The organism is Micromonospora yongxingensis, assembly GCF_052601155.1.
This window is the reverse complement of record NZ_JBQXEO010000005.1, coordinates 93864-118155: the sequence shown is the minus strand read 5'-3', so window position 1 is coordinate 118155 and position 24292 is coordinate 93864. Positions and strand designations below refer to the sequence as shown.

Genomic DNA, 24292 nt, shown 5'->3' with positions numbered 1-24292 from the left:
TGGGTCGCGAGCCGAGTACGTAGGGGCACCACCGTGTGGTGACGGCACCTGCGCGGGGCGGGAGCGGAGCAGCAGCCGTACCGCTCCCACCCCGGGGCCTGCTGGCCGACGCCGACGGCCGCCGGGCCCAGCCACTCCCGCGCGGGCCGAGCGGTGATGGTCAGACAGCCCTCACAGAGAGGACGTGACGTGCAACGTTACGGCTGCGTGATCCGGCTCCGGCCGGACCATCGAGACACGTACCTGCGGCTCCACGCCGCCGTCTGGCCCGCCGTCGAGCAGACGCTGCGCCGGGCGAACATCCGCAACTTCACCATCTTCCTCCACGACGACCTGCTGTTCGGCTACTACGAGTACGTCGGTGCGGACCACGCCGCCGACCAGCGCCGGATCGCCGACGACCCGGAGACGAGGGCGTGGTGGAAGCTGACCGACCCGTGTCAGGAGTCGCTCGCCGAACCCGGGTCGGGGGACTGGTGGGTGCCGATGCAGGAGGTCTGGCACCTGGGCGAGGCGTCGTGATCGACCAATGTCTATCTTTTTGGAGGATCGATGTCAGACCTGACCCGACGGCAGGCCCTCAGGATGGGCGCCGCCGGCGCGAGCGGCGCCCTGCTGCCGCTGCCCTGGACCGCGGTCGCCCGGGGTGACTCGGCAGCACCACCGCAGGTGCTCGCCGCCGGCGACCTCGCGCTCTGGTACGACGAGGCCGCCGGCACCGACTGGCTCCGCGCGCTACCGATCGGAAACGGTCGGCTCGGCGCGATGGTGTTCGGCAACGTCGACACGGAGCGACTACAGCTCAACGAGGACACGGTCTGGGCCGGCGGACCGCACGATCCCAGTAACAGCAGAGGTGCGGGCGCCCTGGCGGAGATCCGGCGGTTGGTCTTCGCGAACCAGTGGACCCAGGCGCAGGACCTGATCAACCAGAACATGCTCGGCAATCCTGTCGGACAGCTGGCCTACCAGACCGTCGGCAACCTCCGGCTGACCTTCCCCACCTCGGGCGGCGCATCGCAGTACGACCGGCAGTTGGACCTGACCACCGCGACCACCTCGGTGACGTACGTGATGAACGGTGTCCGCTACCAACGTGAGGTGTTCGCCAGCGCGCCGGACCAGGTCATCGCGATGCGGCTGACCGCCGACCGCACCGGCTCGATCAGCTTCACCGCCACGTTCGACAGTCCGCAACGAGCGTCCCTCTCGAGCCCGGACGGCACCACCATCTCCCTCGACGGCATATCCGGCAACCAGGAGGGCGTCACCGGCGCGGTCCGCTTCCTCGCGTTGGCCAACGCCACCGTCAGTGGCGGCACGGTGTCCAGCTCCGGCGGCACCCTGCGGGTCACCAACGCCACCAGCGTGACCCTGTTGGTGTCCATCGGCTCCAGCTACGTCAACTACCGCAACGTCGGCGGCGACTACCAGGGCATCGCCCGGCGACACCTCACCGCCGCCCGTGCCAGCAGCTACGACCAGCTGCGCAGCCGGCACGTGGCCGACTACCAGGCACTGTTCGGCCGGGTCAGCCTCGACCTGGGTCGCACCTCCGCCGCCGACCAGCCAACCGACGTCCGGATCGCCCAGCACAACACCGTCAACGACCCGCAGTTCTCCGCGCTGCTGTTCCAGTACGGCCGCTACCTGCTGATCTCGTCCTCACGGCCCGGCACCCAGCCGGCCAACCTGCAGGGCATCTGGAACGACTCGCTGACCCCGGCGTGGGACTCGAAGTACACGATCAACGCCAACCTGCCGATGAACTACTGGCTGGCCAACACGACGAACCTGCCGGAGTGCCACGCTCCGGTGTTCGACATGATCAAGGACCTCGCCGTTGCCGGCACCCGCACCGCCCAGGTGCAGTACGGCGCCGCTGGTGGCTGGGTCACCCATCACAACACCGACGCGTGGCGAGCCACTTCGGTGGTGGACGGCGCGTTCTGGGGCATGTGGCAGACCGGTGGCGCCTGGCTGGCCACGATGATCTGGGACCACTACCTGTTCAACGGCGACCTCGAGTTCCTGCGGGCCAACTATCCCGCGATGAGGGGCGCCGCACAGTTCTTCCTCAACACCCTGGTGACCGAGCCGACCCTCGGCTACCTGGTGACCAACCCATCCAACTCGCCGGAGATCGCCCACCACGCGGACGCCAGCGTGTGCGCCGGCCCCACGATGGACAACCAGATCCTGCGGGACCTCTTCGACGGCTGCGCCCGAGCGAGCGAGATCCTCGACGTGGACGCGACCTTCCGAGCTCAGGTCCGGGCCACCCGGAACCGGCTCGCGCCCACGAAAATCGGCTCCCGGGGCAACATCCAGGAGTGGCTGCACGACTGGGTGGAGACCGAGCGGACCCACCGGCACATCTCACACCTGTACGGGCTGGCCCCCAGCAACCAGATCACCAAGCGCGGCACCCCGCAGCTGTTCGAGGCCGCGCGGCGGACGCTGGAGCTGCGCGGCGACGACGGCACGGGCTGGTCGTTGGCCTGGAAAATCAACTTCTGGGCCGGGATGGAGGAGGGCAAGCGGGCACACGACCTGATCCGCTACCTCGCCACACCCGCCCGGCTCGCGCCCAACATGTTCGACCTGCACCCGCCGTTCCAGATCGACGGCAACTTCGGCGCCACCGCCGGCATCGCGGAGATGCTGCTCCAGAGCCACACGGGCGAGCTGCACATCCTGCCCGCGCTGCCGGCCGCTGCCTGGCCCAGCGGACGGGTGAGCGGCCTGAAGGCCCGGGGTGGGCACACCGTCGGCATCGCGTGGAGCAGCGGACAGGCCAGCGAGGTCCTCATCCGGACGGACCGCGCCGGTACGGTCCGCCTGCGCGGCCGGCTCTTCGCCGGCACCTACGCCGTGGTCGACACCGCCGACGGTACGGCAGCGCGGACCACCCGGATCGAGACCGACCTCATCGAGCTCACCGTGCAGGCCGGGCGCACCTACCGGGCGACCAGTTCGGGCACCAGCGCGCCGACGCTGGAGCAGAGTTTCAGCAACGCCGGTATCTCCAACGACACCAACACCGACGCCGGAAACGTCGACGGCAACGGGGCTTCGCTCTCCGCGCAGGCCCTGGCGCAGGCCGGCGTCACCCCGGGCAGCACGGTGAGCCGAAACGGAGTCACCTTCCGCTGGCCGAACGTCAGCCCCGGCACCGCCGACAACGCCATCGCCTCGGGACAGTCGATCAGCCTGACCGGCACCGGCCGTACCCTCGGTTTCCTCGCCACCGGCACCTACGGCGCCGTGTCGGGGAGCGCCGCGGTGGTCTACGCGGACGGCACCCGCCAGACGTTCACACTCAGCACGCCGGACTGGTACGGCGGACCACATCCCGGCGGCACCGCCGCCATCGTGACCGCGTACCAGAACCGGCCCGGCAACCAGCGGGTCACGACCGCGGCCTGCGTCTACTACGTGGGTGTGGCACTGCAGAACAAGCAGGTGGTACGCGTCGAGTTGCCCAACATCAGCGACCGCCCGGCGTCCGGCGTACCAACCCTGCACATCTTCGCCATCGCGATTGGCGCCTGACCACGTCGCGGCCCGCCAGAGCGAAGCGGACCTCGGCCCCTCGACCTCCTGGTCCTGCGCGAACTCGTTAATGCCTTGTTGTCCCGCCGGGCGGTCTCTACCGTCTGGTGATGCGTTCGCGACTGCTGGCACTGACCTTCGAGGCGCAGGACCCGGCTCGTGCGGCGCAGTTCTGGGCCGCTCTCCTCGGCCGGGAGGTGGTCGAGGATGCCGCCGGTGCGCTTCTGCCGGGCGAGGACGCACAGCTCGCCCTTCGGTTCGTTCCGGGCCGCGCGGGCCAACTCGGAGCGAACCGCATGCACCTGCACCTGACCAGCACCGATCTTGACGATCAGCAGCACACGGTGGCGACGGCGCTGGAACTTGGTGGCCGCCACCTCGATGTCGGGCAGCGCCCCGAGGACGAGCACGTCGTCCTGGCCGACCCCGCGGGCTACGAGTTCTGCGTGATCGAGCCCGGCAACGCCTACCTCGCCGGGTGCGGCTTCCTCGGTGAGCTCACCTGCGACGGCACCCGGGAGGTCGGCCTGTTCTGGAGCAAGGTGCTGGGCTGGCCGTTGGTGTGGGACCAGGACGAGGAGACCGCGATCCAGTCACCGCGCGGCGGCACGAAGGTCGCGTGGGCAGGCCCACCCGTGGCCCCGAAGAGGGAGCCGAACCGGCAACGCTTCGAGCTCATCCCGGCCGCTGGTGACCGGCAGGCGGCGGTGGACGGGCTGATCTCCCTCGGGGCCACTCGCCTCGATATCGGTGAGAACGGCGCAGTCGTGCTGGCAGACCCGGACGGCAACGAGTTCCGCGTCAGGTGAGTCGGGCGGGCAGAGGTGACCTCGTTTCCCGCCGTATGCCGTCCGTCGAATGGCAAGGTGATGTCCATGGACAGGAAGCACGTCACCGATTGGCTCGCCGGTTACGAGCAGGCGTGGCGGACGCCGGGCACGGACGGGCTGGTCACGCTCTTCACCGAGGACGCGAGCTACCAGCAGGGGCCGTACTGGACGCCCGTCGTCGGCCTGCCGGCCATCGCCCGGATGTGGGAGGCGCAGCGCAAGGGTCCCGACGAGGTGTTCCAGATGAGCAGGGAGATCGTCGCGGTCGAGGGCGACACCGCGGTGGTCCGCCTGGAGGTCCGCTACGGCGACCCGGTCGAGCAGGAGTACCGCGACCTGTGGATCATGCGCTTCGCCGACGACGGACGTTGTCGGTCGTTCGAGGAGTGGCCGTTCTGGCCGGGACAGCAGCCGGCCAACCCTCCGGACGGATCGTGACCTGAGGAGTTCGCCAGCGATGTAGCTCATTCCTCCATCCCGCCGAACTTCGGCGTTGACGCAACCTGACGGTCGTCCGGACCCGTCGAGCTTGCGGAGGAGGGAGCCTGATGGTTGATGCCGAGGGTGAGTTCGTCGAGTACGTCTCCGCGCGACTGCCGAGCCTGCATCGGACCGCGTTCCTGATGTGCGGCGACGCCCACCTGGCCGACGACGTCGTGCAGCAGACGATCACGGCGTTGTACGTGAACTGGCGCCGGGTCAGTCGGGCCGACAACGTCGACGCGTACGTGCACCGGATGCTGGTCCACAAACTCGTCGACGAGAAGCGGTTGAGCTGGGCGAAGGTCCGGCTGCTGGGGTCGGTGCCGGTGCCGGAGCGCCCGCCGGTCACGCCGCACGACGAGCTGGCCGAGCGGGACAGCCTGGTCGCCGCTCTCGCCCACCTGCCCCGCGGCCAACGCACCGTACTGGTCCTGCGGTTCCTGTGCGACCTGTCGCTGGCCGACACGGCCGCCGCGATGGGCTGCTCCGAAGGCAACGTGAAGTCGCAGACGGCTCGGGCGCTGGTGGCGGTCCGCCAGGTGCTCGACGTCACCGAGATGTCCGGGAGGAACCCGAGATGACCACGTTGGACGACCAGCGGATCGCCGCACTGATGCAGTCGGCGTCGGTTCCCGAGCCGAGGGTCGATGTTGGCCGGGCGGTCCGCGACGGCCGGCGTCGCCGACAGCGCCGCCGCGTCGGCGGGATCGCCGCGGTGACGGTGATGGCCGGGCTCGGCGTCGTGGGCGCCGCCCAGCTCGGCGGGGCGGCCACCCGGCCGGCTCCGGTCCCGCCGGCCCTCGCGGCGTCACCGCACGGGACCGTGTCGACCGCCCCGCCCTCGCCGGTCACCTGCCAGGCGTCGTGGTTGCCGCAGCCGATCAGCGGCCCGGTCGCGGTGGCGAACGCCGTCGACCCCACCGGGCGGTACATCGTCGGCGACATCGGCACCGGGCAGGAGGACGGGCGGGTCGTGTTGTGGACCGACGGCCGGGCGGGTGTACTGCCTGCCACCGCGCGGCACGCGGCCGCGGTCAACGCTGGCGGCATCGTGGTCGGCACCAACGGCGACGGTACCGGCTGGGTCTACCGGGACGGGAAACTGCGTTCCCTGGCCACCCCGCGCGGCTACCAGGCGGTTCTCGTGCACGCGATCAACGGCCGGGGCGACATCGCCGGCACCGCCAGGGGAGCGGGCGACTCGCACCACGCCGTGCTGTGGTCGGCGAACCGCCCGCAGGAGTACCGGCTGGTCGGCCAGCCGGGATCCGCCGCGACCGGGATCACCGAGGACGGCACAATCGTCGGCACGACGGGCCAGTTGCCCTACCGGTGGACGCCGCAGGGCGCCGGGGCGGCGCTGGCGGTGCCCGACGGCTACCCGCGCGCCTCGGTCGACTCGGCGCACGGCGACTGGGCGATCGGCATGGTTCCCGGCGCCCAGCAGGGCGGGTCCGTGCAGATGCTGCCGGTGCGGTGGAATCTCACGACCGGTGCGGTGAGCCTGCTGCCATTTCCGGGTGCGACCGGGATCGCCGGCAACGGCGACCTGCTGGTCGGCGACGGTGCGCCGCTGGTCGTCGCCCCGGATGGCACGTCCCGCCGGTTGCCGGGCCGCTCCGAGGTCCGGGCGACCGAGGCCGGCACGTACACGGCCAACGGGATCAGCGACGACGGTCTGACCGTGGTCGGTGCCGTCTACGAGAACCAGGTGTACCGGCCGCTGGTGTGGCACTGCCGCCGCTGAAGGTCGCGCGCCCGATCCCCGGGTTTCGGCACGACCCCGCGTATCGGCGGCAGGCCCCTGAGCGCCGGGCACCAGGCCGGCTTCGAGACCGCCGGCAGCTCGGCGCTCAGCCCTCCCGGCGGGGCCCGGGATCCCGACGGTACGCGGGGCGAAGCTTCGCGCTGGCGAAGGCCGCCTTCACGGCGGCGGAGAGCGCGGCGATGTCGTACGCGCCGTGGTGACGCCGGCCGTTGATGAAGAAGGTCGGGGTGCCGGTGACGCCGCTGAGGTCGGCCGAGTCGACGTCCTCGGCGATCCGCTCGGCGCCCTCGCGCTCGGCGAGGCGCTCCCGGAACCGCTCCAGATCCAGGCCGAGCTGTTCGGCGTAGCCGAGCACATCGGCGGGACTGAGCGCGTCCTGGTGGTCGAGCAGCAGGTCGTGCATCTCCCAGAACGCGCCCTGCTCGCCCGCCGCCTCGGCGACCTCGGCGGCGAGTTGGGCGTGCGGGTGGACGTCGGTGAGAGGCAGGTGCCGCCACACGTACCGGATGTTGGCGAAGTCGGTCAGCAGCTCCCGGACCACCGGCTCGGCCTGCCCGCAGTAGGGGCACTCGAAGTCCCCGTACTCCACGACCGTCACCGGAGCTTCGGGCGGTCCGCGCATGTGGTCGCGCTCAGGATCGACCGGAACCATCAGGTCGATGATCCCTTCGGCGGCGCCCAGCAGCGCACGGGCACGCCGTGCCGCCGGCAGTCGGGCGGCGTGGCGGAACACCAGCCAGGTGATGACGGCCGAGGCGACCGTCGCGACGAGGATGCCGAGCTTCGTCTCCTCCAGGGCCGGGCCGTGCAGCGCATGGGTGGCGATCAGGAGGGCGACGGTGAACCCGATGCCGGAGATCGTGCCCACCCCTGCGACGGCGACCCAGCCGACCGGTGGCCGGAGCCGGTTGTGGCTGAACCGTGCCACCAGCCACGAGGTGGCCACGATCCCGAGCGGCTTGCCGATGACGTACGCCACCACGACGCCCAGCGTGACCGGGGAGGTCACGGCCCTGGCCAGGAGTTCGCCGTCGATCACGATCCCGACGTTCGCCAGCGCGAAGAGCGGCACGATCACGTAGCTCGCCCACGGGTGGTAGAGGTTCTGCAACCGGTCGTTCGGCGACAGCGTCGAGGCGAGCCCGACCCGGGCCGAACGGGCGAGCTGCGGGGTGGGCTGTTCCCGGAAGAGGCGGAACAGGTCGCTCGCCCGCTGTAGTTCGGTGCGGCCGGGGGCGTAAGCGTAGGTGAGCAGCCCCATCACCAGACCCACCACGATCGGGTCGACACCGGACTCCGAGACGGCGAGCCAGGCCGCCACCCCCAGCAGCGCGTAGATCGGCCCGTACCGCACGCCCCACGCCCTGACGAGCAGGACGACGGCGAAGATTCCCGCCGCGACGAGCAGCGCCGGCGGCGAGGGATGCTCCGGGTAGGCGATGGCCAGCACCGCGATCGCGACCAGGTCGTCGATGACGGAGACCGTGAGCAGGAAACCTCGCAACCGGTCCGAGAACCGTGGCCCGAAGACGGCCAGGGCGCCGAGCGCGAGTGCGGTGTCCGTGGCCATCACCGCGCCCCAGCCCGCGGCGGTGGTCTGACCGGCGTTGAACGCGAGGTAGATCGCGATCGGCAGGAGGATGCCGCCGAGCCCCGCCAACGTCGGCAACGTCAGCCGACGTCGGTCCCGCAGCTCTCCGATGTCGAAGTCGCGGCGCAGCTCCAGCCCGGCGACCAGGAAGAAGAACGTCATGAGGCCGCTGTTGACCCAGGTACGCAGGTCATGTGTCACGCGCCAGTCGCCGAGCTGGACGGAGAGGGAGGTGCCCCAGAGCGACTCGTACGACAGTACGTGGAGGTTCGCCCAGACGAGCGCGACCACCGCGGCGGCCAGCACCACCCGTGCGCTGCCGGTCTCGGTGTGCAGGAACGAGCGCCGCTGGGCGTTGAACCGGCCAACCCAGGTGGTCCGGCCGGACCACCCTCGGTGGGGGTTGTCACTCGTCACGTGGTCGATTCTTCTCGATCCGCTCGTGACCTGACTCAGAATTCACGAGATCGATCCCGCCGCAGAGGACGGCAGGGGGCCGGGGCCAACAGGGGGACTTTCATTCAGGAACTTAAAAGTTCCGTTCGATAAATGTGAAGTGATAGCGTCTGCGATCAATCTTTTGCGTTCCGAGACCGTTCTGGCCGGTCCAGAGGGGAGTCCGCGTCTCCCACCTCGGCCAGGACCCGCACCCATCGGGAGGAACCATGACCGCACCGAATCGATGGCGCCGACGCCATCGCGTCGGGTTCGTGGCCGCAGGTGCCGCTCTGGCGACCCTGCTCGCCACGGTCCTCGTCAGTCCAGCCGGGGCCGCACCCGTCACCGCCGACGTCCCGCCGCAGGAACCCGGCGTCACCCTGCGTTCGTACGACATGGGCGCCCCACTGTCGGCGTTGTGCACCCTAAAGCCGGCACAGACGCCGAACGTCGACAAGCTGATGCCGCAGGTCAACTGGACCACCACGGACGAGTTCGGCCTGTCCGACCGGTTCATCACCCACGTCACCGCCAACCTCGCCGTGCCCACCGACGGCGACCACACGTTCCGCCTCGTCAGCGACGACGGGTCCCGGCTCACGATCGGCGACCACCTCGTCGTCGACCATGACGGCCTGCACGGTGAGACCGCCAAGGAAGGGTCGGTCACCCTGACCGCCGGCCTGCACCCGTTGTTCGTCGAGTTCTTCGACAACGGCGGCGGCCAGGTGCTGCGGCTCGAGTGGCGGCCGCCGGGCGCCGACAGCTTCGAACTCGTGCCGCCCTCCGCGCTGAGCACCGATGCCGGCGTCGTACGCGTCACCGCCCCGGGCTGGAAGTACTGCGAGGGAGCAACCGACTCTGCCGGCGACGGCCTGCCGCTCGACCGGGTGCATCCCGGGTACGCCCTCACCGATCTGCGTCCCGAGGGGTTCCAACCGCAGGTCACCGGTATGGCCTTCAGGCCCGACGGCGACCTGGTGATCACCACCTGGGGCGGCACCGACAACGCGACCGGCGAGGTCTACGTGGTCGAGGGCGCCACCGGCCAGACCTCACCCGACCGGGTGACCTACCGCAAGTTCGCCGAAGGCCTGCGTGAGCCGCAGGGTGTGGCCGTGGTCGACGGCACCGTCTACGTCAGCCAGAAGCACGAGCTGACCGCACTGCGCGACACCGACGGCGACGGCGACGCGGACGACCGCCGGACGGTGGCGACCTGGCCGTGGGGCCAGAACTTCCACGAGTTCGCGTTCGGTCTGCTCTACCGGGACGGGTACTTCCACCTCAACCTCTCCGTGGCGATCGACCTGGGCGGGGCCACCACCGTGCCCCAGCCCGCGCCGAACCGCGGAACCTCGATCAAGGTGAACGCCAGGACCGGCGAGATCACCTACGTCGCCGGAGGCCTGCGCACCCCCAACGGGATCGGGTGGGGCCCGGGCGGCGAGGTCCTCGTCACCGACAACCAGGGCGGTTGGCTGCCCGCGTCCAAGCTGGTCCAGATCCAGCAGGGGGCGTTCTACAACCACTACACGACGCCCGCTGGTCCGTTCGACGACAAGCCGGTCACGCGTCCCATCGTCTGGCTTCCGCAGAACGAGATCGGCAACTCGCCCTCCACTCCAGTGCTGCTGAGGCAGGGGCCGTACGCGGGGCAACTGGTGGTCGGTGACGTGACCTACGGTGGCCTCCAGCGCGTCTTCCTGGAGAAGATCGAGGGGCAGTACCAGGGTGCCGTGTTCCGGCACACGCAGGGCCTGGAGGCCGGTATCAACGAGGTCGCCCTCGGCCCCGACGGCGCGCTCTACGTGGGCGGTCTCGGCGCCGGCGGCAACTGGGGCCAGGAGGGCAAGCTCAGCTACGGCCTGCAGAAGCTCACGCCCAACGGCACCTCGGCGTTCGAGGTCAAGCGGATGCGTGCGTCGCATGTCGGGTTCGAGCTGGAGTACACCATGCCCCTGTCGGCCGGGACCGCCGAGAAGCTCGCCGACGCGTACCAGGTGACGCAGTGGCGCTACGGTGCGACGAGCCAGTACGGCGGTCCCAAGCTCGACCTGGAGACTCTCGACGTGGCCAAGGCCGAACTGTCAGCGGACGGCCGTACCGTGAAGCTCAGGATCCCTGGGCTGAAGGAGAACCGCGTGGTGCACGTGCGCTCCCCGCGCCCGTTCACGTCGGCCGGCGGCGAGGAGCTGTGGAACACTGAGGCCTGGTACACGCTCAACGAGATCCCGGGACGCGTGGTGCAGCCGCAGACCTTCTTCGAGGCCGAGGAGGGCCGCACGGCCGGCGTCGGGATGGCCACCGACCACGCCGCGTACTCGGGGGCCGGATTCGCCGCCGGATTCGCTCAGGACGGCGCGTCGACCAGGATCTCCGTCGACGTCCGCGAGGCCGGGACGTACGACCTGGCGATGCGCTACGGCAACGGCCCGAATCCCTACTCGGGCGAGAAGCAGCTGAGCCTGTACGTCAACGGTGAACGGGTCGAGCAGACCGTCTTCCCCTCCACGGTGACCTGGAAGGAATGGGGCACCGTCACCACCACGGCGAGATTGAACAAGGGTCGCAATGTCGTCGAGTACCGCAAGGAGGCCGCGGACTCCGGGCACGTGAACCTGGACGTGCTCGCCGTCCGGCCGCACGGCAAGCGGATCACGCTGTTCAACGGTGACGGGCTCACCGAGTGGCAGCACAGCGACGGGCGCGAGCCGGAGTGGGCGGTCGCCGACGGCGCCATGACGGTGCGCGGCGGGGACCTGCGCACGGTCCAGGCCTTCGGCGACTTCCGGCTGCACGTGGAGTTCAACCTGCCGTTGTACCCGACGGACGTGACCGGCCAGGCGCGCGCCAACAGTGGGGTGTACCTGCAGGACCGCTACGAGATCCAGGTGCTGGACTCCTTCGGCATCGACCCGCCGCAGACCAACGACGCCGCGGCCATCTACACCCAGAAGGCCCCGGACGTGAACGCGGCGTTGCCACCGCAGACCTGGCAGACGTACGACATCGCCTACCGGCAGGCCCGCTACGACGCGTCCGGGAACAAGGTCGAGAACCCCCGCGTCACCGTGGTGTGGAACGGCGTCACGGTGCACGACGACGTCGAGATCCTCGGCCCGACCGGCGGCAGCCGGCCCGAGGGCCCGGCGACGGGTGCCATTCGACTGCAGGACCACGGCAATCCGGTCCAGTACCGCAACATCTGGATCGAGCCGCTGAACCAGTAGTCGCCCAGGTCGGGGCTTACACGATCATCGCCTCGTCAGTGCGGTCCGACCGCACTGACGAGGCGATGGTCAGTGGAGGGGCTACTTCTCGACGATCGTGATGGTCGCCGTGCGGTAGTTGTTGCGCCGGTCGTTCTTCGTCGGGTCGTAGTTCTTCTCGATGTTGCCGGCGCTGTCGACGGAGAACCAGCGGAACGTCGTGGTCTCGGTCACGTGGAACACCTGCCCCGGCTCACGGAACTCGGTCGCCGCATAGCGTGGCGACTCGAGTGTGGGCCGGCTGCCGTCCGTCGTGTAGTAGATGGTGGCCGGCTCGTTCGTCTCGAAGCGCACGTCGACGGGCCCGCGGTACCTCCCGCCGCCGGGGATGAGCCGGGACGTCGGGTCCTTCTTGTCCCTGCCCCAGTCCGCCGCGACCCGGAACATCTCCATGATCCCGTTGGCGTACTCCATCGTCTCGGCGTGGCCGCTGACGAGCTCCGGATTTCCCGCCCATTCTGGCTGGAACGAACCGCCCTGCCAGTCGCCCGTGGCCGGGTTGTAGACGGAGCCGCCGACCTCCCAGCCGAAGGCGTAGATCCCGTAGGTGTGGTACAGGTCCTCGCGCACGTTGCCCGCGGAGGAGTAGAGGACGTCGGACGAGCCGCCGACGTTCTCCGGCGTGACGACGGTTTCCCGGTGCGCCTTGACCTGCGACAGGATCCTGGCGGCGGACTGCCAGTAGAACGCCTCGTCACCCAGCGGCGGGCGCGGCGTGGTGATCCGCCCGTCCGCGATGTAGGCGCCGGGCTGCCAGAACAACTGACCGCCGTTGGAGTGCACCGACATCATGAACTTGATGTTCGGGTACTTCTCGACCAGCCAGATGATGTTCTTCGACTCGGGCTCGGACAGCTCCTCCGGCCCCTGGTAGGTGCCGCTGACGCAGTTGGTCGACCCTCCCGCGTAGCCGTCGTGGCCCGACCCCACCCGGTAGTTCCGGTTCAGGTCGACACCCCAGGAGTTCCGCTGCGCCGGATCGGCGGTCGCGTCCGGGCAGTGGTTCGTCATGTTCTTACGCTGCGAGGCGAAGTTGTAGAAGCTGTAGTTCGCCCCGTCGGGGTTGTTGGAGAGGATGAAGAAGACGTCGGTGTTGTCGACGATCTTCTTCGTCTCCCGGTCGGACCGGTAGTTGTGCACCAGACGCTCGGCCGACTCCAGGCTGGTCGTCGCCGGCACCCACTCGCGGGCGTGGTCCTGCGCCTGGATGAGCACGCCCGGCTTCTTGCCGTCGCGGTGCTTGCCGATCCGCAGGACCGGGATCGTGACCGGGCCGCGCGGCACCTCGCCCTCCGGTGCGCCGGCGCGCTTCTGGTCGAGGAAGTCGGTCAGCGCGACCGCGCCGGCCGTCGGCGCGACCACGCCGCTGCCGGTGTTGATCCGGTACAGGTGCGCCCGGCCGATGAGGCCCTGGGACCGGGTCCGCAGTGCCTCCGCCACCTCGGTAGCCGTACTCGCCGGCCCACCGGAGGCGTCCTTCGCGAGCAGGACGCGGACCGCCGTGCCCGCGACCTCCACCGCGAGCGGGAGGTTCGCCCCCGGCCGTTCCACGAACTCGACCGTGACGTCGTTGCCACCCTCGTGGCCCCACGCCGCCGAGCTCACGACGACCGCCGCCTGCCCCGTACCGCCGATCGTGGCCTGCGCCTTGCGCTGGTAGCCGTTGGTCTGGTTCGGCAGGTAGACGATCTCGGCGATGTCCGGGTACTGGCGGGCGATCTCCTTGGCTCGGCTGTAGAGCTGCTGCGGGTGCTTGTAGCCGTCCACGAAGTCCGACTTGTAGGACGGGTTCGCCGTCAGCGGCGGCGGGGCGTCCTCGAGCCAGTTGGAGACGACGCCGGTGGCGACGCCGCCGGTGGAGCTCGTCACCTGGATCTTGTTGGGTCGTGCGTCGAGCTTGAACAGGTTCCGGTGGAACATGTACTGCCCGGAGTCGACGAACCGGCTCATCGTCCGGGCGAAGCCGAACGGCGTACCCTTGCCCGAGTCGTTCTCGAGCTGCATCCCGACGACCGGGTCCGCCTGCTGCCCCTCGGTGGTCCGCGCCTCGACGTAGAGGAAGCCCTGGCCCTTGGTGGTGAACCAGTCGGCGCGGGCGATCCGCACCGTCGCCTCGTGGCTCAACGGCTGGACCGTCCGGGCGGCGACGCCGATGCCGCCGTCGGCCTGGTCACTCCAGGCGAAGCCCTCGTCATCGCCGAGCACGTCGACACCCATCGCCCTGAGCTCGGCGACCTGCTCGGCGGTGACCACCGCCTCACCTTCGATGCCGGTCGGCACGCGCTTGAGGCCGTGCTCGAGGTCGAAGCCGGCGGCGACCACCTTGTCCAGCATGTCGGCACCGGTCAGCTTGATGTGTACGAGGCGTACCGACTCTCGATCCTCGACCTGGGATCGGCCGGCGGTGGCCGCCGATTCCGTGGGATCCGCGCCCGCGGGCCCGGTCGCCACGAGGATGCTACCCACCAGGGCGGGCAGCGCGAGAAGCGCGATGCGTCGTTGTATGCGCCGCATTCCCCCTCCTTCTACTCACGACGGATGATTGGGGTGGTGACAGGCTCCCGTGCGCGTCGCCCCCACTGAGGACAGCCCTGCCGAACGCGCGGTGAGCCCGGGTACGACGACGGCTGCCGTCGCGAGAAGGAACGAAAGGGCGTGAGCGGGCCGGGTCCGGTGAGCGTATGTGCGTCTGCGGCGTCAGTGGTTCGCGTCGATCGAATTTGAGCATTCCTTGAGGCACCGTCCGACCGGGCCGCGCTACGGCGTCACTCGCCGACGGGGGCGTCCCGGATGGCGAGTGCGGCCTGGACGAGCGCGGCGTGGGTCAACGTCTGGGGGTAGTTGCCGAACTGTGCGCCGGTCGCGGGGTCCAGCTCTTCGGCGTAGAGGCCGAGTGGGCTGGCGTAACCCAACATGATCTGGAACATCTCGACCGCCTCGGCGCGGCGACCGGTGCGGGCGAGCGCTTGGACCAGCCAGAACGAGCAGGGCAGGAACGCGCCCTCGGTCCCCGGGAGGCCGTCCCGACCCGGCGGATAGCGGTAGAGCAGCGGACCTCCGGCGGAGAGCCGGTCCCGAACGGCGTCGATGGTGCCGTGCACCCGGGGCGACTCCACGCTGTCCATGTCCAGCAGCGGCAGGACGAGCAGGGCCGCGTCCAGGTCCGCCGAGCCGTAGGTGCGGACGTAGCTGGACGTCGTCGAGTCGAAGCCGGACGTCCGGACCTCGGCGGCGATGGCATCTCGTGCTTCCAGCCAGCGTCGACGTCGCCGACGTGACAGGGGGTGCGTGTCGGCGATGCGCAGGGCCCGGTCCAGAGCGAGCCAGGCCATGAGTTTCGAATGTACGTGCTGCGCCGGTTGGCGGACCTCCCAGATGCCGGCGTCGGGTTCCCGCCAGCAACGCGTGACCACGTCGGCGAAGCCGCGCACCGCCCGCCACGTCTCGGAGTAGAGGGGCTGCCCCGCCTGCACGAACGCCCAGGCGGCGTCGACCAGCCAGCCGTAGCCGTCGAGCTGGTGTTGGCCGGCGGCAGCGTTGCCGATCCGCACCGGGACGCTGCCGAGATAGCCGGGCCAGCCGGGCAGCTCCCGTTCTGCCGGTACGTGGCGGCCGTGCAGGGTGAGCAGCGCCGGCAGGCGTGGCCGTTGCAGCCGACTGGCGTGCAGCAGCCAGGCCAGGAAGCCGCGGGCCTCGTCGGGTTTGCCGACGCTGAGGAACGCACTGACGCCGATGCTGGCGTCACGCGGCCAGACGTAGCGGTAGTCCCAGTTCCGTACCCCGCCGGGATCTTCGGGCAGCGACGTCGTGGGCGCGGCCACCGGGGCGCGCGACGGCGAGTAGGTCAGCAGCCGCAGGGTCAGCAGGCTTCGTACGACGTGGTCCCGGAAGGGCAGTGACCCGTCGATGTCGGCGGTCCAGACCCGCCAACGTTCCTCGTCCTCGTTGAGCAGATCCCAGGCCCATGCTGGATCGACGCGGATCAGCGGTTCGCGGTAGGCGACGGCCAGCACGAGGGTGACCGGTCGGCCCGGCCTGACGCTGATCTGGGCGGGCCGCCCTGGTTCGACGGTGACATCAGGCGTGCTGTTCAGAGACACCGCGAGTGCCCCCCACTGACACACCAGGGTCGAGTGCCGGCGGTGGACCCGGGGCCGGCGGTGCCCCACGCCGAGGCGGGGATCGAACTCGACGACGGCGTCGGCAGCTGTGCCCTCGGCCGACAGGCGTCGCACGATCAGTGTCGTGGGCAGCAGTCGGCCGCTGACCTCGGCCACCATGGCCTCGGTGAGGGTGAGCCGGCTGCTACCGACCGTCCATGTCGTCTCCAGGGTGGCGCTGTCCTGCCGGTAGCGCCGTTCGACGACCGTGGCCGGTCGGGCGGGACCGACCCGAAAGGTTCCCGCGTCCGGACCCCCGACCAGCCGGCCGAACAGGGGTTCGCCGTCGAAGCGTGGCACGCAGAGCCAGTCGATCCCGCCGTCAGCGGAAACAAGGGCAGCGGTGCGGGTGTCACCCAGCAGCCCGTAGTCGCCGATCGGCGCTGGGGGCCGGGCAGACGCGGAGTCGGGCCCACCGGTCATGGCGATCGTTTCCTGACAGGCACTGGGACGCGAGTCAATGGGACCGAAGGAGCAGCCCGAGGACCACCCCGTAGATGACATGGACGACAACCACGACCACGGGGGTCTGGATGCCGTAGTTGACGGCGAACAGACCGGGCGGCTCCAGTACGGCCGTGCTCGCCGGGCCCGCCCGCTGGGAGGCCATGCGCGGGTGGACCCCCGGCAGCAGCGGTAGGAGCACCGTCAGTGCGATCCCGACGTGAACGGTCCCGAGCAGTGCCCCGATCCACCAGGTGGCGCGGTCCAGCAGGGCGAACGTGGCCGCGTAGCCGAGGGCGAAGCCCTGACCGGCGCAGAGGTGGATGAAGAAGCCGACGATCCGGGCCCGGTCGGGATCCTCGGTGACGAGGGTCCCGAGCACCAGGGGAAAGTCGAGGCGAGTGAGGCCGGCCAGTTGAGCGGTGATCAGAACTGCGGTGAGCGCCGCAGTGGCGACCAACCCGAACAACGCCCATCCGGCCCAGTCCATCTCCGCGATGTTCCCTTGGTCATTGGTCCGTCCTCGGCAAGAACAACAGTGGCAACGCCGGTTTTTCACCATAGGCCACCGGGCCGTGGGATGCGGCCAGCTCCCGCGATTACGACCGGTACCAGAACGGCCCGGGAGACGGACGACGTGGCCCGCCCTGGTTGGTCAGGCGCCGTGGCGTCCCACGTCGGCGTGGAGTGCTTCGCGGAGGTTCGCGGCGGCGTCGGCCGGCTGGAGGTAGCCGGCGGTGATGTTGCGGACGTCGGCGGTCACCACGCGGGCGACGTAGCCGGCGTGTGTGCGGTAGAGCTGGTCCAGGGTGCCCTCGTCGAAGGGCTGGTAGGTGCCGAACAGCAGGCAGAACGACTCACCGCTGTTGTCGCCGGTGTTCAGTGCGGTCGGCACGACCACCTGCGACAGCCGGATTCCGCCGCGGGCCAGGCCGTGGGCGTCCCGGGCCTTGGTGCCATCCGGGTTGATCACCAGCCGCGGCGCGGTCGGCGGTGGGGTGCCCCGCTCCACCCAACGCACCAGGTGGGCGTACGCGGCGGCGGTCACGTGGTGCATCGGCACCCGGCTGAAGGGCGGCCGCGCGCAGGTGTAGGTCGGGGCGGCGCCCAGGTCGCGCTCCTGGATCGGCGCCCGGTAGACCTGGCCGTTCTGGCCGCTGTGTGCCGCGCCGGCCACCTCCCACCGGCGGAACCGGTCGGTGTCGGCGGGGCGGACGGGCGTGCGGACGTCGGTCTCGGACAGCACCTGGAACACCGGCTCGTCGCCGACCCGGGTGGGCGCGGAGCCCACGACGAAGCCGTACCCCTCGAACACCGGCTGTACCTGGGGAAGGACCCGGTCGTAGTAGACAGTCATCCGGCCGGCCGACTGCGAGGCGCCGATGGCGAGCACGGTGCGGGCGCGCAGCCGGCCCAGCGGCGAGACACCCTGCGGGTCGGCGACGGCCCTGCCGGCCTGGGCGAAGATGTCGTACGAGAGTTCGTCGGCGACGTACCGTCCCCCGCCGGTGACGTCGAGTCCGCCGTACCGGGTCGGGCTCCAGCCGCGTAGCTGGTCGACTCCGACGCGCTGGGCGGAGACACCGATCCAGGCGTCGCCGGCGCGGATGGTGGCCTCGGCGTTCCAGAGCGCGTCCAGGTCGTACCCCGCCGTGACGTTCTGCCACTCCACCAGCGCGACGCCACTGAACCGGCGCGGGTCGACCGGCCGGCGCACGACCAGCCGGGTCTGGTACGCCACGTCGGCGGCGACGCGGTTGCCGGCGGTGTCCCAGCCGTCCGCCACGCCGGAGAGATAGAACTCCTCCTCGACGTAGCCCTTGGCGGCCAGGTCGGACGGCGTCGAGAAGAAGGGGTAGGTGTCGGCCAGCCGCTCCGCGCGCGGGTCGCCCGGCACGGTGCCCGGGATCGGACCGCGAACCGAGGCGCGGGCGATCGGCTCCCGCTCACCGGGCGCCGCAGCGCGCGCCGGTGCCGAGGCGAGCAGCGTGCCGACCAGGGCGGCGGCGAGGGTGGCGGCGAGGGTGGCGGTACGCCGTGGACGTGTCATGGCGAAGGCTCCTTCACGACGACTTCCTGGCCGTACCATAAACGCTCTTCGATGTGCTCGGAAGCGGGCGGGGGAGAGCTGAGACGGCTGTCGCAGCCGCTGCTCAGCACGCTTCGAGCACCGCCCGGGCGGCACGTTCCGCGGTCGCCGGGTCGGCCCGCCGCCCGTGGATCAGCTCCGCGTACAACATGGACTCGACGATCCGCACGTACAGGAAGGCGGCGCCGTCGAGGTCAGCCGGTGACCAGGCGGGGTCGGCAGTCGCGGCGACGAGGATGCCCCTCTGCGCATCGACGACCCGGGCGTGTACGCCGCCGGCCGGTGTGAACAGCACCCGCGCGGCCGTCGCCGGCTCGGCGCGCAGGAAGGCCCGGAAGGGCCGGGCCTGGCGGACCGCGACGGCGAACCGGCGGGTGGTCTCGAGCACCCCGTCGACGCCGGTGGTGGTGGTCTCGGCACGGGCCTGGGTGAGCAGCCGCTCCGCGAGGCGCCAGAGCACGTCACCGAGCAGCCGGTCGCGGCTGTGCACCACCCGGTAGAGCGTGGCCCGGCTGACCGTGAGGGTGCCGGCGAGCGCGTCCATGTCGACGGTGGCGTTGCGGAGAAAGAACAGACATCCGCCCTGGACGACACGCTCCGCGCTGATGACCCGCCGCGACGGCACCGGCATCCCTCGACGATAGCGCCGCCGGAACGACGTGACCGTCTGCCTCGTCATCGGCAAACTCAAATATTGCTCAACTTGTACCCGCGCCCCGCTGCCGCGACCTGGTACCCGCCTACGGTCAAGGTCACTTCGACAGGGATCGGCGACACCCCCCATTCGCACAACCTGGGAGCATCATGGCACCTACTCCGCCCACGGATGCTGAGCTGAACGTTCTGATCCGTGCCCGGCTGGCCGCACTCGGCATCGACCTCGACCAACTCCCGCCGGGAACGAGCCCCGACCCGGAGACCGGCTCGCCCGGCCAGGACTCCGTGCTCGCCTCGCTGCGCTCCTTCATGCGGGGCACCGTGGCGACGCTCGCCGCGTACCAGTTGCCGGCTCCCGACGGCACCGACCCCGATGCCGCGAAGGCGCTGTCACAGCAGCACGTGCCCGTCCTCTACCCCTCCAACGGCACGGAATGGCGGAAGGCATGACGTGCGAACCCTTTGACCGTACGGTCGACCGGCGCGCGTTCCTGGCTCGCGCCGCGGCGCTGGCCACCGTCTCCGCCGTGGGCGTCAACGTCGGACTGCCCTCGGTCGCGCTGGCGGGCAACGGCCTGTCCACCACCACCAGAACCCGAGCGGGCGGACGGCCGCTGGACCAGCCGAACGCCTACACCGAGCCGCGGCCGGAGGCGCTCGCCGAGCCGACCGAGCTCACGATCGCCGAGGCGGCCTGGCTCATCCGCGCCGGCAAGCTCACCCCCGCGCAACTGGTCGAGGCGTACCTGGCCCGAATCTCCCGGCACGACGGCATCTACCAGGCGTTCAACCGGGTACTCGCCGACACGGCCATCGCGGCCGCGAAGGACGCCGGACGCAGGCCCCGACGCGGCGCGCTGCACGGCATCCCGCTGGCCGTCAAGGACAACTACTACACGGAGGGGGTCCACACCACCGCGAACTCGTTCCTGTTCAAGGACTTCGTGCCTCCGTACGACGCGACCGCGGTGACCCGGTTGAAGGCCAGCGGCGCGATCGTGCTCGGCAAGACCCAGATGGGCCCGCTGGCGACCACCCGTGCCACCACACCGGCCGGCGTGATCACCACCGTCAACGCCTGGGCGCCGACCGACCGCGGCACCGACCCCGGCGGGTCGTCCACCGGCACCGCCACCGCGGTCGCCGGCCGGATGGCCACCTCCGGCATCGGCACGCAGACCGGTGGCTCGATCACCTCCCCCTCCAACGCGCAGAACCTCACCGGCCTCAAGCCGACCATGGGTCGGGTCTCGGCGGCCGGCATCATTCCGCTCACCTACACCCGCGACCATCCCGGCCCGTTGGCGCGCGACGCCAAGGACGCCGCGATCATGCTGACCGCGATGGCGGGCGAGGACCCCATGGACCCGCGCAGCCAGGGCCTGCCCGACGTGCCGAACCTGATCGACGCAGCCAGCCCCGTCTACCAGGGGCGTCGCGTCAAACTGCGGTGGAAGACCCGGATCGGGGTCCTGCCGGGCTTCGCCAACGGCACCTCGCCCACCGCAGTTGCCCGTGCGGCATACCTGGCGGAGCTCGCCGCGATCCCCGGCGTCACCCTGGTGGACGTGCCGCTGCCGGCCGAGTGGAGCCAGCTGACCGGCAGCACCTTCAACAATGTCCGGCTGCCCGAGCGGGCCGAGCCGTTCATGCCGTACCTGCGCACGGACCTGCGCGGCTTCGGGGTGTCGGTGACCAGTTGGCTGCAGGGTGCGCTGATGGGTGGCAACGAGTTCATCACCGGTCAGCGGGCCAAGCTGCTGTTGATGGATCGGGTTCTCAACGATCTCTTCGACGGCTGCGACGTCGTGGTGCAGACCGACCCGGTGCCCTTCGACATCGTGGGCCTGCCGGAGATCGCCTTCCCGATCGGGTCCACCACGGCGGGGCTGCCGATCGGCACCATCCTGGGTGGCCTCCCGTACGCCGAGGACCGGCTGTTGTCGGTGGTGGCCGCCTACCAGGCGGTGACGGACTGGCATCTGCGTCGGCCGGCCGACCCGCCCGCCGCCGCTGGCGCACGGGGTGCGGCTCCTGCCGAAGACCTCCGCCTGACGGCCGAGGAGGTCGCCGAGCTCAGCCAGTGACGTGCGAAGGGCGGGCAGGTCGGTGCCCGCCCTTCGTGGCCGTGCGAAGAGCCGGGGACTTTCGACGTACGTCCCCGGTGGAATGTGTCGTGCCTCGGCAGAACAACGGCATCTGCTCTGACAGTGGCGAGTATCAAGATTTCCTCAACTGCCGCCGTGAGCGTTCCGAACGTCCATCGAAACCTGTTGAATCGAGTTATCCGAGTTGGCGCGGCCGCCCCTGCCGGACCCTTTTCCGTCGTGTACGTACCGTGAAGGGGTATCAGGTGAAACGAAGACTGTCTCGGACAACGGTGTCGGTCGCGTGCGCGTTGACTCTGGTCGGTGCGCCGGTGTTGACGTCGGCGACCACCGCTACCGCCTCGAACCGCGTACCGAAGCCGGAGTCGGTGATCGGCTGGGCGCCGTGTGCCGACTACAAGCTCGCCACGTACGAGCAGATCGCCGACTACTACCGGGCGATCGACAGGGCCAGCGACCGGATGAGGCTCGTCGAGATCGGCAGGACCAGCGAGGGACGGCCGCAGCTGATGGCGATCGTCTCCTCCGAGAAGAACCTCAAGGACGCGAATCTCAGGCGCTACCGGGAAACCTCGGTACGACTCTCCCAGGGCGACTCGCTTCCCGAGTCTGAGGCGCGTGCCCTGGCGAAGAACGGCAAGGCCATCGCCTGGGTCGACTTCGGCATCCACTCCACCGAGGTGGCCGGGCACCAGACCGCCCCACAGTTCGCGTTCGACCTGGTGACCAGCGAGACGCCCGAGGCGCGCGCCATCCGGGACAACGTCATCACCCTGCTGGTGCCGAACGTGAACCCGGACGGCGGCACGAAGGTCGCCGAGTGGTACCGGAAGAACCTGGGTGGGCCCTACCAGGATGCGAGCTATCCCGAGCTGTACCAGAAGTACGCCGGCCACGACAACAACCGTGACTGGTACATGTTCAATCTGCAGGAGACGCAGAACGTCGGGCGTCAACTGTTCCACGAGTGGATTCCGCAGGTCATGCACAACGTGCACCAGACCGCCGTCTTTCCCGCCCGGATCAGCATTCCGCCGTACGAGGATCCGCTGAACCCGAACATCAACCCCCAGGTGGTCCGGGGCGTCAACCTCGTCGGCGACGCGATGGGGCAGCGGCTGGATCGCGAGGGCAAGGTCGGCGCGCTGGCCCGCCAGCAGTACGACATCTGGTGGAACGGCGGCGCGCGGACCGCGCCGTACTACCACAACCAGATCGGCATCCTGACCGAGACGGCGCACGCCTCGGCGAGCCCGCGGGTGTACGACCCCGCCACCTTCCCGAAGACCTTCGCGGACGGCACCTCGACGAGCGAGCCGTCGGTCTTCTACCCCAGCCCCTGGAAGGGTGGCGAGTGGCACCTGTCGCAGAGTTGCGACTACATCAAGACGGCCTCGTGGGCGATGCTCCGGGTGGCCAGCGACGACCGCGAGGGCCTGCTCTACGGCTCGGCGCAGATGGCCCGGGACGGTGCCCGCAACGGCGCCGGGACGACCTACGTGATCCCCGCCGACCAGGCGGACTTCCCGACCGCCACCAAGCTGGTGGACAAGCTGCGCTGGAACAACATCCAGGTCGAGCGGGCGGTCAGCTCCTTCACCGTCGGCAAGCGCACCTACCCCGCCGGGAGCTACCTGGTGCGGGAGGCCCAGCCGTACCGGGCGGCCGTGCTGGACCTGCTGAACCCGCAGGTCTATCCGGACCGGAGGCTCTACCCGGGTGGCCCGCTGGAGCCGCCGTACGACATCACCGGCTACACCCTGTCGTTCCAGATGGGCGTCACCGTCGACAAGCTCGGTCAGGCGGTGCGCGCCAGCACCGTCCGGGTCGACTCGCCGAGGGTGCCGGCGGGTGTGGTGGCCGGCGCACCGAAGTACGCGTACGCCCTCGACCCGCGGGTCAACGACAGCTCCGCGGCCGTGAACTCGCTGCTGACGGCGGGGGAGAAGGTCCTGCTCAGCGGCGCCGAGGTGACCACCCGCAGCGGCAAACTGCCGGCTGGCACGTTCCTGGTGACCCCCCGTCCGGGCACCGAGGCGCGGGTGACGGCGCTCGCCACCCGGTACGGCCTCAGCGTCGCCGCGGTCGACGCGCAGCCGGCGACGGTGCGGGAACTCGTCGCACCTCGGATCGGGCTGTACGACGGGTTCAACAACTACGACGAGGGCTGGACCCGCCTGATCCTGGACCAGTTCGGCTTCGGCTACCAGAAGCTGACGAACGCGTCGGTCCGGGCCGGCGACCTGCGGGCGAAGTTCGACACGATCGTGCTGCCCGACGCCACGTACAACTCGATGCGCAACGGCCGCGCGGCGGGCTCGCTGCCGCCGGAGTACACCGGCGGGATGACCGACACGGGCGTGGCCAACCTGAAGGCGTTCGTCGAGGCGGGCGGCACCGTGGTCACCCTCAACAAGGCCGCTGAGCTGCCCATCAAGGCGTTCGGCGTGCCGGTCAAGGACGTCACCGAGGGGGTGCCGGACACCAGCTACAACGTTCCGGGCTCGGTGCTGAACCTCACCGTCGACGCCGGTGACCCGGTCGCCGCCGGGTTCGGACCGACCGCGTCGGCGTTCGTCGCCGACGGGCCGGCGTTCGAGGTCGAGGACGGTGCGCAGGGTGTCACGGTGGCAGCCACCTGGCCGAAGACCAACCTGCTGAAGAGTGGCTTCCTCCTCGGCCAGGACGTCATCGGCGGCAAGGCGGCCGTGGTGACCGCGAAGGTGGGCGACGGGCAGGTCGTGATGATCGGCTTCAAGCCGCAGCACCGGGCTCAGTCGCACGGGACGTACCGGCTGCTGTTCAACGCGATGTACCTGGGGGGTCAGCGCTGACCTGACCTGGGTCGCGGTGGCCGGGCGCGCTCATGCGCCCGGCCACCGGCGCACCGCGGTGTC

At 70.3% G+C, this 24292-nt stretch carries 16 protein-coding genes; 10 read left to right on the top strand and 6 right to left on the bottom strand.

The genetic code is table 11. The annotated features are described in order from the left end of the window. Positions 1 to 189 precede the first annotated feature (189 nt). The 6 genes from ACTWLT_RS09215 to ACTWLT_RS09190 all read left to right on the top strand — a co-directional run bounded on the left by ACTWLT_RS09215 (position 190) and on the right by ACTWLT_RS09190 (position 6615). Positions 190 to 522: an L-rhamnose mutarotase gene (locus tag ACTWLT_RS09215; protein WP_445317925.1), complete on the top strand. Its 333-nt coding sequence runs from the start codon at positions 190 to 192 to the stop codon at positions 520 to 522. 30 nt (positions 523 to 552) lie between these two features. Next, positions 553 to 3555, top strand: a complete 3003-nt coding sequence (locus tag ACTWLT_RS09210; RefSeq protein ID WP_445317924.1) for a glycoside hydrolase family 95 protein — start codon at positions 553 to 555, stop codon at positions 3553 to 3555. A 110-nt stretch (positions 3556 to 3665) separates the two neighbouring features. Then, a complete protein-coding gene (locus tag ACTWLT_RS09205) occupies positions 3666 to 4364 on the top strand; it encodes a VOC family protein (RefSeq protein ID WP_445317923.1) in 699 nt (232 codons plus the stop codon). Between the two features lie 66 nt (positions 4365 to 4430). Then, positions 4431 to 4823 carry a YybH family protein gene (locus ACTWLT_RS09200; protein ID WP_445317922.1) on the top strand — a complete coding sequence of 131 codons (393 nt, stop codon included), beginning with the start codon at positions 4431 to 4433 and terminating at the stop codon, positions 4821 to 4823. Positions 4824 to 4933: 110 nt separating this feature from the next. Continuing rightward, positions 4934 to 5449, top strand: coding sequence for a SigE family RNA polymerase sigma factor (locus ACTWLT_RS09195; protein ID WP_252418081.1), 516 nt, complete (start codon positions 4934 to 4936; stop codon positions 5447 to 5449). Then, positions 5446 to 6615, top strand: coding sequence for a hypothetical protein (locus ACTWLT_RS09190; protein ID WP_445317921.1), 1170 nt, complete (start codon positions 5446 to 5448; stop codon positions 6613 to 6615). The genes ACTWLT_RS09195 and ACTWLT_RS09190 overlap by 4 nt, the downstream gene beginning before the upstream one ends. A 106-nt stretch (positions 6616 to 6721) precedes the next feature. On the opposite strand, the gene ACTWLT_RS09185 is transcribed toward ACTWLT_RS09190, so the two are convergent. After that, positions 6722 to 8644: a Na+/H+ antiporter NhaA gene (locus ACTWLT_RS09185; RefSeq protein ID WP_445317920.1), complete on the bottom strand. Its 1923-nt coding sequence runs from the start codon at positions 8642 to 8644 to the stop codon at positions 6722 to 6724. A gap of 293 nt (positions 8645 to 8937) precedes the next feature. Here ACTWLT_RS09185 and ACTWLT_RS09180 point away from each other — a divergent pair, with 293 nt between their 5' ends. Beyond that, positions 8938 to 11898 (top strand): 3-keto-alpha-glucoside-1,2-lyase-like domain-containing protein, encoded by a 2961-nt coding sequence (locus ACTWLT_RS09180; RefSeq protein WP_445317919.1) that lies wholly within the window; start codon positions 8938 to 8940, stop codon positions 11896 to 11898. An 81-nt stretch (positions 11899 to 11979) separates the two neighbouring features. On the opposite strand, the gene ACTWLT_RS09175 is transcribed toward ACTWLT_RS09180, so the two are convergent. The 5 genes from ACTWLT_RS09175 to ACTWLT_RS09155 form a co-directional block, all read right to left on the bottom strand. Continuing rightward, complete coding sequence (locus ACTWLT_RS09175) at positions 11980 to 14451, bottom strand: M14 family metallopeptidase (RefSeq protein WP_445317918.1); 2472 nt, start codon at positions 14449 to 14451, stop codon at positions 11980 to 11982. Between the two features lie 251 nt (positions 14452 to 14702). Beyond that, on the bottom strand, positions 14703 to 16520 hold the full coding sequence (locus ACTWLT_RS09170) for a glycoside hydrolase family 15 protein (RefSeq protein WP_445317917.1): 1818 nt from the start codon (positions 16518 to 16520) through the stop codon (positions 14703 to 14705). Positions 16521 to 16554: 34 nt separating this feature from the next. Continuing rightward, a complete protein-coding gene (locus tag ACTWLT_RS09165; protein WP_445317916.1) occupies positions 16555 to 17031 on the bottom strand; it encodes a hypothetical protein in 477 nt (158 codons plus the stop codon). Positions 17032 to 17196: 165 nt separating this feature from the next. Then, positions 17197 to 18591, bottom strand: a complete 1395-nt coding sequence (locus tag ACTWLT_RS09160; RefSeq protein ID WP_445317915.1) for an alpha/beta hydrolase domain-containing protein — start codon at positions 18589 to 18591, stop codon at positions 17197 to 17199. 103 nt (positions 18592 to 18694) lie between these two features. Further along, positions 18695 to 19261, bottom strand: coding sequence for a QsdR family transcriptional regulator (locus tag ACTWLT_RS09155; RefSeq protein WP_445317914.1), 567 nt, complete (start codon positions 19259 to 19261; stop codon positions 18695 to 18697). A gap of 173 nt (positions 19262 to 19434) precedes the next feature. On the opposite strand from ACTWLT_RS09155, the gene ACTWLT_RS09150 reads away from it, so the two are divergent. The 3 genes from ACTWLT_RS09150 to ACTWLT_RS09140 all read left to right on the top strand — a co-directional run bounded on the left by ACTWLT_RS09150 (position 19435) and on the right by ACTWLT_RS09140 (position 24229). Further along, on the top strand, positions 19435 to 19737 hold the full coding sequence (locus ACTWLT_RS09150; RefSeq protein WP_445317913.1) for a hypothetical protein: 303 nt from the start codon (positions 19435 to 19437) through the stop codon (positions 19735 to 19737). After that, positions 19734 to 21374 (top strand): amidase, encoded by a 1641-nt coding sequence (locus ACTWLT_RS09145; RefSeq protein ID WP_445317912.1) that lies wholly within the window; start codon positions 19734 to 19736, stop codon positions 21372 to 21374. Before ACTWLT_RS09150 ends, ACTWLT_RS09145 begins: the two co-directional genes overlap by 4 nt. Before the next feature lie 293 nt (positions 21375 to 21667). After that, positions 21668 to 24229 (top strand): M14 family metallopeptidase, encoded by a 2562-nt coding sequence (locus ACTWLT_RS09140; protein ID WP_445317911.1) that lies wholly within the window; start codon positions 21668 to 21670, stop codon positions 24227 to 24229. Positions 24230 to 24292 lie beyond the last annotated feature (63 nt).

What these genes read in the sequence shown, in the direction of transcription:
- ACTWLT_RS09210 (WP_445317924.1), top strand. Translation starts at nt 553, where the DNA reads ATGTCAGACCTGACCCGACGGCAGGCCCTCAGGATGGGCGCCGCCGGC.
- ACTWLT_RS09205 (WP_445317923.1), top strand. Translation starts at nt 3,666, where the DNA reads ATGCGTTCGCGACTGCTGGCACTGACCTTCGAGGCGCAGGACCCGGCT.
- ACTWLT_RS09200 (WP_445317922.1), top strand. Translation starts at nt 4,431, where the DNA reads ATGGACAGGAAGCACGTCACCGATTGGCTCGCCGGTTACGAGCAGGCG.
- ACTWLT_RS09195 (WP_252418081.1), top strand. Translation starts at nt 4,934, where the DNA reads ATGGTTGATGCCGAGGGTGAGTTCGTCGAGTACGTCTCCGCGCGACTG.
- ACTWLT_RS09190 (WP_445317921.1), top strand. Translation starts at nt 5,446, where the DNA reads ATGACCACGTTGGACGACCAGCGGATCGCCGCACTGATGCAGTCGGCG.
- ACTWLT_RS09175 (WP_445317918.1), bottom strand. Translation starts at nt 14,451, where the DNA reads ATGCGGCGCATACAACGACGCATCGCGCTTCTCGCGCTGCCCGCCCTG.
- ACTWLT_RS09170 (WP_445317917.1), bottom strand. Translation starts at nt 16,520, where the DNA reads ATGACCGGTGGGCCCGACTCCGCGTCTGCCCGGCCCCCAGCGCCGATC.
- ACTWLT_RS09165 (WP_445317916.1), bottom strand. Translation starts at nt 17,031, where the DNA reads ATGGACTGGGCCGGATGGGCGTTGTTCGGGTTGGTCGCCACTGCGGCG.
- ACTWLT_RS09160 (WP_445317915.1), bottom strand. Translation starts at nt 18,591, where the DNA reads ATGACACGTCCACGGCGTACCGCCACCCTCGCCGCCACCCTCGCCGCC.
- ACTWLT_RS09155 (WP_445317914.1), bottom strand. Translation starts at nt 19,261, where the DNA reads ATGCCGGTGCCGTCGCGGCGGGTCATCAGCGCGGAGCGTGTCGTCCAG.
- ACTWLT_RS09150 (WP_445317913.1), top strand. Translation starts at nt 19,435, where the DNA reads ATGGCACCTACTCCGCCCACGGATGCTGAGCTGAACGTTCTGATCCGT.
- ACTWLT_RS09145 (WP_445317912.1), top strand. Translation starts at nt 19,734, where the DNA reads ATGACGTGCGAACCCTTTGACCGTACGGTCGACCGGCGCGCGTTCCTG.